The 7443-nt window shown below is 36.2% G+C and carries 8 protein-coding genes; 2 read left to right on the top strand and 6 right to left on the bottom strand.

Annotation, left to right across the window (positions count from 1 at the left end; all coding sequences use genetic code 11):
* Positions 1–393: 393 nt before the first annotated feature.
* Both AC1DTM_RS14745 and AC1DTM_RS14740 read left to right on the top strand, forming a co-directional pair.
* Positions 394–609 (top strand): YflJ family protein, encoded by a 216-nt coding sequence (locus AC1DTM_RS14745; RefSeq protein WP_033710642.1) that lies wholly within the window; start codon positions 394–396, stop codon positions 607–609.
* Between the two features lie 399 nt (positions 610–1008).
* Positions 1009–1509 carry a DinB family protein gene (locus AC1DTM_RS14740; RefSeq protein WP_016103865.1) on the top strand — a complete coding sequence of 167 codons (501 nt, stop codon included), beginning with the start codon at positions 1009–1011 and terminating at the stop codon, positions 1507–1509.
* A gap of 206 nt (positions 1510–1715) precedes the next feature.
* Here the strand turns inward: AC1DTM_RS14740 and AC1DTM_RS14735 are convergent, their stop codons facing one another.
* The 6 genes from AC1DTM_RS14735 to AC1DTM_RS14710 form a co-directional block, all read right to left on the bottom strand.
* Positions 1716–2669, bottom strand: coding sequence for a TRM11 family SAM-dependent methyltransferase (locus tag AC1DTM_RS14735; protein WP_016103864.1), 954 nt, complete (start codon positions 2667–2669; stop codon positions 1716–1718).
* 170 nt (positions 2670–2839) lie between these two features.
* The gene (locus AC1DTM_RS14730) at positions 2840–4459 is read right to left on the bottom strand and encodes an N-acetylmuramoyl-L-alanine amidase (protein WP_016103863.1); all 1620 of its coding nucleotides are present in this window, start codon (positions 4457–4459) and stop codon (positions 2840–2842) included.
* A gap of 298 nt (positions 4460–4757) precedes the next feature.
* The gene (locus AC1DTM_RS14725) at positions 4758–5471 is read right to left on the bottom strand and encodes a hypothetical protein (RefSeq protein WP_016103862.1); all 714 of its coding nucleotides are present in this window, start codon (positions 5469–5471) and stop codon (positions 4758–4760) included.
* Positions 5472–5539: 68 nt separating this feature from the next.
* The gene (locus AC1DTM_RS14720; RefSeq protein WP_016103861.1) at positions 5540–6589 is read right to left on the bottom strand and encodes a M42 family metallopeptidase; all 1050 of its coding nucleotides are present in this window, start codon (positions 6587–6589) and stop codon (positions 5540–5542) included.
* A 167-nt stretch (positions 6590–6756) separates the two neighbouring features.
* Complete coding sequence (locus AC1DTM_RS14715; protein ID WP_016103860.1) at positions 6757–7083, bottom strand: nucleoside triphosphate pyrophosphohydrolase; 327 nt, start codon at positions 7081–7083, stop codon at positions 6757–6759.
* Positions 7084–7100: 17 nt separating this feature from the next.
* On the bottom strand, positions 7101–7421 hold the full coding sequence (locus AC1DTM_RS14710) for a hypothetical protein (protein WP_016103859.1): 321 nt from the start codon (positions 7419–7421) through the stop codon (positions 7101–7103).
* Positions 7422–7443 lie beyond the last annotated feature (22 nt).

The following is a 7443-nucleotide window of genomic DNA, read 5'->3' as shown; positions in this document are numbered from 1 at the left end:
CCGATAACCCCGCCGATCGAAATCATTGTTATATGCCGAGTTTTTAAATCCTTCTGTAACTCCTTTTTCTCTTTAGCCAAACAATTCACCAGCCCCTCCATTAGCGTGGACGTTCACCATCTTCCATTGACAACGCTTTCTAAAAATCCCCTCCTACTTTGACTAAAAAATAAAAAGAGCCAGAAAAACAATGTACACATTTACATTGGATTTTACTGTCTCTATCCGTATGGCTCGTCCTCCTGCTAAGGAAGTTCAAGTGGAAAGAAGCTCCGCTATTCAATTGAACAAAAGTAAACCCGGGCTTACAGAGAGGCTAATCACTGTCATCCGATAATAAGTTAATCATAATACAATAAGACTGAATATTCAATGTTCATTTTCGCAAATTTCATGAATAAAAAAAGAAAATTCTCTTACCTCGCCACATATACTGTTCAAAAGAAAAAAGGAAGTGATCCAATGTATTACGGAACAAAGGGCTGGTACGTCGCTGAGCTTAAAAAATTAGGTGTTCGCTATCATGAAGGACGAAAACTAGAAAGTTACCGCGCACACGTATTACGCAATTTATTAATCGCACAACAAGAGACAACGAAAGAAGAGTAATTTACTAACAAAATTACTCTCGAGATATATCGTCTATTCAACAAATCCCGGCAAATCACCCATCTAAACTACCAACTAATCACACATTGATACAAACTAAAAAAAGGTCACCCAAACAGGCATGCCCATCAACTTAAGAATTCAGAATTACCCCAAAATGAAAAAATAAGCTTTTTTGTCACAAGTGTAGCTTTGTAAAAAAGATTGATTATTTATAATAAAGTTTGATGTTTTCTTGTTGGATATTTATTTTAATCTAACGATAAACATTGTGAAGAAATGTACTTCAACTAACGGGGCAGGTTAGTTGAAGATCTCATCAGATAAGTAATAATATTTAAAGGAATAATTCATTCTGATAAAGAACATTAAAAAACGTGATGATAAGGAGGCGATTGTATGGCCAATCATGTAGAAAATCTATATAGCTATCATGTATGGGCAAATCAACTGATTATTGATCATCTTAAGACACTTTCTCCTGAGAAATATCAAAAGGAAATGAAAAGTGTCTTTTCTTCTGTTTCAAAGGTTTTATCGCATCTCTATTTGGTGGAATATGGATGGCTTCATACCCTCGAGGGTCAGAGTATGAACGAAGCAATGCAATCTTCATTTCAAATTCAAGAAAAGATTGAGAAACTGCCCATTGAAGACTTAGAAACGGAATTTCACACTTTAACATCCCGGTTTAAAACCTTTTTGAACAGACAGGAAGATATGGAAAAGAGAATAATGTTGGATAATCCATGGGCAGGATTAAGAGAAACAAGTATATCTGAAATGGTCTTACACGTTGTGAATCATGGAACCTATCATAGAGGGAATATTTCAGCTATGTTACATCAGTTGGGTGATTCTTCAGTTATGACTGATTATGCTTTTTATTGGTATTCTTGAAATATTATTCATTAAGGCTCAGTAAAATAATCAAACTTTTTTATAAAAATCTCATACTTAGCTAAAAAGAGTAACTCCATTTTGATCAATCTTTATTCAAAATGGAGTTTTTGTATTTGTTGTTAAATAAAAAAGGATAATCAGCCTCATAATGGACTAACTATCCTGTAATTTATTATCTAAATTTAATAAACGGGTGACCTTTCCTATTCACAAACAAGAATTTGTCTAGAAAATGATCCTTTTCTTGTGATACAGCGGTCTGAAATTTCAAATCCCGCTTCATGAATCATGTCGTCCATTGTTTCCATCGTGACAACGACTACTTTTTTTGCAATGCGGCGCGCACTTGAAAGAATCGAGAGTTGATCTTCTGGTGTTGCGTGCGTAAATAGGTCGTACGGCATATCGATAATTGCAACGTCATAGTTCTCAGTAAGTTCTTCAATCGGGCCATTTGTTACTGTTCCTTCAAACCCGAAATGTGCGATGTTTTTTCTCGTTCCAAGAACCACAAGTGGATTTATATCTCTACCAACGATGTTAATCCCCATAGAAAGTGCTTCTACTACTACTGTTCCAATGCCGCAGCACGGGTCAATAGCTCGTACTCCCTCTGGGTTTGGTACAGCGATATTTGCGACAGCTCTAGCAACACGTGTGCTCAGTGATGTCGAATAGCTATGCGGTTTTTTTATATGATGATACCAAACCGGATCACTTTCTACATAGTGTCCGAAGTACCAGCGTCCTCCAAGAGGAACAATCCCGAATACACGCTCTGGATTACGAACATCCGCTTCTCCTTCAATATGCATGCCAAGGTCTCGTTCAATAAGGCGTCTGTCCCCATATTCAATTTTATTTTCTCCAACAAGGTCATTAATTTTAACGAAGATGACTTTGAACGTCGCTCCCGCCAAGTCAATTTGTTCCACTTGTTTCAAAATGCTTTCTAAGTCGTCTCCTTCATACATAACCTCAACGCGCTCTTTAATAAACGGACTTCTACTCGGAGCAATCTTGACTTCACTTTTCAAAATATTAACGTGAGACTCCATCCCAAAGAACGAGCGCATTTCCAAGTAACATAAAGCACGCTCCTCTTCGCGAAACGCATACGTATATATACATGCAGGTGTTTTACTATGATTATTCAATCTATGATCATCCTTTATCATTTTAAATTGTTATGATTACAATTACTCGAATACTATTTATATAAAATTAAATGATATCACATGCCCGAAATAAAGAGAAACCTTTATAATTCATTTAATAAATAAAAGAGACTGCCTCTGGCAATCTCTTCTATCATTCTCTCTATTTATTAACGGTACGAAGATACGTCATTACCCATTGCTTCGTAGTAATCTAAAATACCTTGATAAATAGCTTCTGCTGCACGTTGTCTCTGTTCTGGTGTAGCAATTTTATCTGCATCACTTTTATTATCTACAAATGCTAATTCTGCTAATACAGCTGGCATTGTATTTTCTCTAGTTACGTATAAGTCCTTTGGTTTCGCGCCACGGTCTTTTGTTCCCAGCGCTTCTACAAGACGTTTTTGAATCTTCTCTGCTAATAAACGACTTTCTTCTGTATTTGGATTAGTTGCTCTTGTCGTTGCTGACTGATAATAGAACGTTTCTGTACCTTGTCCATTTTTCAAGTCAGAACCATTAGCATGGATACTTACAAAAATATCTCCATTATTTTTCTGTGCAAACTCTACTCGTTTTTTCAATGAATCTGTTGAGTCTACTCCTGGACGAGTATCATCTGTACGAGTGAATAACACAGTAAACGGTGTCTTTTTCTCAAATATTTTCTGTAATCGTAATGATACATCTAATACGGTTTGACTTTCTTTCTCATAATAACCAGGATTCCCCGAGTCAATTCCACCATGACCTGGATCAATAATAATTGCTTTTCCTTCTAAGAAATTACCTTGTTTTACTGGGTTTAACTGATTTTTATCAACCCATTGGAAGCCACTATTTGTACGGATACGAATCCAGCTATCTTTTTCTTCAATAACCGTTACTGTTTGCGCTCCATATTTCCCTACCACTTTAGAAGAATGTTCAGGTTTTTCATACGCAGTAAATCCTTCTTTAATACCTTCTGTTTTCTCTACTAAAGGTGTCCATTTCTCACCTTTACTCGTTACAATTTTAATCCATCCATCACGCTCTTCTTTTACTACAACCGTTTGTGGATCATGTTGCACGTCAGTGATTCCTGATGATAAAGATGGTTGGTGATATGTAATAAACTTGCGATCTATATACATTTTCTTCTCTGTTTCTGGTTTACTAACATTATCATTATTTTTGCTTAGCTTGTCCGCTTTATACGTCATTTGTGCAGCTTGTTCACGTGGTATAGAAAGATCTGGACTCCAAGTTGTCTTCCCTGTACCAGCAGAAATCTCTAACGCTACTAAAATATTTGCTGCTTCTTTACCGAAATGATTTTCTAAGTCAGTAAACTTATTCGTTACTGGGGCTTTTACCAAACCTTGTAATTTATAAGCCTTCACAAGCATAGATGCCATCTCAGCACGTGTTACTTTCCCATCAGGATCAAATACACCTGCTTCTCGCCCTGCAATAATATTTTCTTTTTCAATTGCTGCAATATACTGAGCTGCCCAATGATTTTTTGAATCGTTAAAAGATGGCTTCGCAGCTGGATTAACGTTTAATCCAATTGCTTTCGCTACAATTGTCGCTGCTTCAGCACGTGTTAAAAGACCCTGTGGTGCAAAAGTACTGTCCGTCATACCGCTAATTACATTTCTCTCTACTAAATAGTAAATTGCGTCTTTTGACCATGCGTTATCTGGAACATCTGAAAACTTCTTCGTTTCTGCTAAACTACTAATTGGATATACCAATAAATTTGCTGCTAATATACCTGCAGCGATTGCTTTGTACTTCATGAAAACAAATCTCCTCTCAAAATCTCACATTATACAATTCTCTTAATCAAACTAATATTAAAAATATTAATTGGTAAATAACTCCTACAATAGTTTATAACATTCTATCCCTATAGTAAATACGTTTCCTATACATATTATTAAAAATGAATATATAGAGAATAATAAATATAAATACAATGAAACGATACTCATTATAGACGTCCATCCCCACTAATTATTAGCCCACATCCATCATAATTTTTACGTATTTTCGAATTTTGATGTGGGCGCCTTACTATATCGGGATATAATTCAATTACTTAAAATTGTCTTCTTCATATTTTCTTCCTTCTTCTAAAGGAAGTTTTTTCTCACTAACTAGTTTCGCTTCTCCCGTATCGAGATTTGTTTGGAAAGTCGAAAAGTACCACATTCCTTCTCCGTTATCGTAATTTCCAACAAGAAATTCCCCCTTATCTAAAGCTTTAAAACAAGTTCCTGCAATACCTAGGTCCCCTTCGCCAATTTTCACTTCGAGTACTTTCCCTTTATGAATATAGAAAACTTTCGCTGTAGATAAATTAGAAGACTCACGCTGCAACGCTACAAAAAAATCTGGTGTACCTTTACTAACAAAGCCATTTTTTCTAGACGTATTAAATGTAAACTCTCCAATTTGTGCCTCTTGCAAATATAATGTCGCACTTGTAGATTGTAAGGCAAGCTGATATTCACCTGTATATATTTGATCCCCTTCTTGTGCACCGACCCAAACTTCTTTTTGCGTTTCATGCTGTTCGTTATTCGCAAATACATGCAAAGTATACGTTTCACCCTCAGTAGAATTCATGGAAACAGTATAACGACTTTGCACTTGCGGATTTATTTGTGATCCTTGGATTTTTCCACTCTCTTTTTTCTTTTCCTGGGTATCCTCTACCTTCGTCACTTCTTTTTCCCCTACGCTTTCTTTAGAACATCCACTTAACGCTAAACTTACAACGATACTACCCATCAATAGTTTCTTCATCTTATCCCCCAAATAAAAAGCTGATTAAAAATAATATTTTCAATCAGCCCTCTCTATTTTCTATGAAATTAGTCTTCAATTAAATTAGACATTACATATGCATACACTAATGCTTCTGTATGAGCGATGGAGCTTTCATGTGTACGTTCAAATGCATGAGAAGAATCGATACCCGCTCCAATTAGCGCATGTTTCACATCAAATCCAGCACGAATCGCAGCTGATGCATCTGATCCGTAGTATGGATAAATATCCACTTTATATTCAATAGCGCTCGCTTTCGCCAGTTCAACTAAATGCTTACGTAAAGCGTAATGGTATGGACCACTAGAGTCTTTCGCACAGATGGATACTGTATATTCATCAGATGCTTGTCCATCACCTAACGCTCCCATATCAACTGCTAAATATTCTACCGTTTCTTCTGGAATATTTGAGTTTCCACCGTATCCAATTTCTTCATTATTAGAAATTAAGAAATGTGTTGTATATGGCAATGTTACCTTTTCATCTTGCAATCTTTTAATTAGTTTTAATAGAATTGCTACACTTACTTTATCGTCTAAATGACGTGATTTTATGTATCCACTCTCTGTAATTTGAACGCGTGGATCAAATGAAACGAAGTCTCCTACTTCAATTCCTAACTCACGTACTTCATCTGCTGAAAAGACACGCTCATCAATACGAACTTCAATATTTTTCTCATCGCGCTTCGCTTCCCCTGCATCTTTGTACACATGGACAGAAGTTTGATGCATTAAAATTGTACCTGTATACTTCTTACCGTTTGACGTTTCAATTTCGCAATATTCCCCTTCTACAGAGTTCCAACGAAATCCACCAATCATAGATAGACTAAGACGGCCATCAGGCTTAATTTCTTTCACCATTGCACCTAACGTATCAACGTGTGCAGTTAATAAACGATGCTGCTCATCATTCTTCCCTTTAACCGTTAAAATAAGAGCGCCTTTATTATTACGCTTCGTCTCTACATTCCACTCACTTACATAGTTTTCAATAAAATTAATAATTTTCGTCGTATTCCCAGATGGACTCGGAATAGAGACAAGCTCTTTAATCAATTCCATCGTTTCTTTCGCATGATGTGCCACTGTCGTTTCCCCCTCGCTTTTTCTACTATTTAGTATACAGAAATTACTATAAAACCTCTACTAATATAGTTTAATTTTCTAAATTGTAATAAAATTCACTTTACCCTAATCTTAATGACAAAAAAGCACAGCATTCTCTCCATTAACGCTATGCTTTTCCTATCAAACTATTCTTCTGAAACATCTAATAAATAAATGCCTCTTGCAAACCCACCGCGCTCTTCTTCTTTCTGCTTACGAATACGCTCTACATCTTCAATTGTTGCACCTTCTGCGCGAGCTAATGAAACAATAACTTCAAGTGCATCTGCAAGTGAATCTAACGCATGTTCACGATCCTTCATCGAAGCAAATTCACGAATTTCTTCTGTACCAATTTTCGCTAACGCTTGTATGTAAGCTTGTCCTGTTAATTTTTGTGCTGTATATGTTTTTCCAGACATTAAAATTTTCTCCGGGACACGATCTCTTACTAACTTGTTATAAGTTACCATCACTTTTCCTCCTATTTTTAATAACACCCGAGCTCTGCTTTATAGAAAAACCACTCTTTTTTCACACAAGCACTTAACATATCAATTCCTGATCCGTGCGCCCTTACTACCGGAAAGAAGTAATGCTCTGGTTCTTCTTTCTTATCGCCGTATAAGGTTTGATACTCATCAGGAATCGCCTCTTTTTTCACATCCCGTTCTTTCTTCACTTCACCAGAGAAAGCAACAGTTGGATGTCCTTCAAAGAATAATGCAGTCCGTACCGCAAGAGATGGTGTACTATGCAAAGCATAATATGTAAGTAAGATAATAACGATAACACCGATAATTTTCTTCATTTATTACTCCTAAAAAAAGTGC

The sequence above is a fragment of the Bacillus sp. P4_D3 genome, assembly GCF_056401855.1.
Note: the sequence above shows the minus strand (reverse complement) of the source record. Positions and strands in the feature narration are given on the sequence as shown.

Bases quoted from the DNA above. Each gene is read 5' to 3' on its own strand.
- AC1DTM_RS14745 (WP_033710642.1), top strand. From the start codon at position 394: ATGAATAAAAAAAGAAAATTCTCTTACCTCGCCACATATACTGTTCAA.
- AC1DTM_RS14740 (WP_016103865.1), top strand. From the start codon at position 1,009: ATGGCCAATCATGTAGAAAATCTATATAGCTATCATGTATGGGCAAAT.
- AC1DTM_RS14730 (WP_016103863.1), bottom strand. From the start codon at position 4,459: ATGAAGTACAAAGCAATCGCTGCAGGTATATTAGCAGCAAATTTATTG.
- AC1DTM_RS14725 (WP_016103862.1), bottom strand. From the start codon at position 5,471: ATGAAGAAACTATTGATGGGTAGTATCGTTGTAAGTTTAGCGTTAAGT.
- AC1DTM_RS14715 (WP_016103860.1), bottom strand. From the start codon at position 7,083: ATGGTAACTTATAACAAGTTAGTAAGAGATCGTGTCCCGGAGAAAATT.
- AC1DTM_RS14710 (WP_016103859.1), bottom strand. From the start codon at position 7,421: ATGAAGAAAATTATCGGTGTTATCGTTATTATCTTACTTACATATTAT.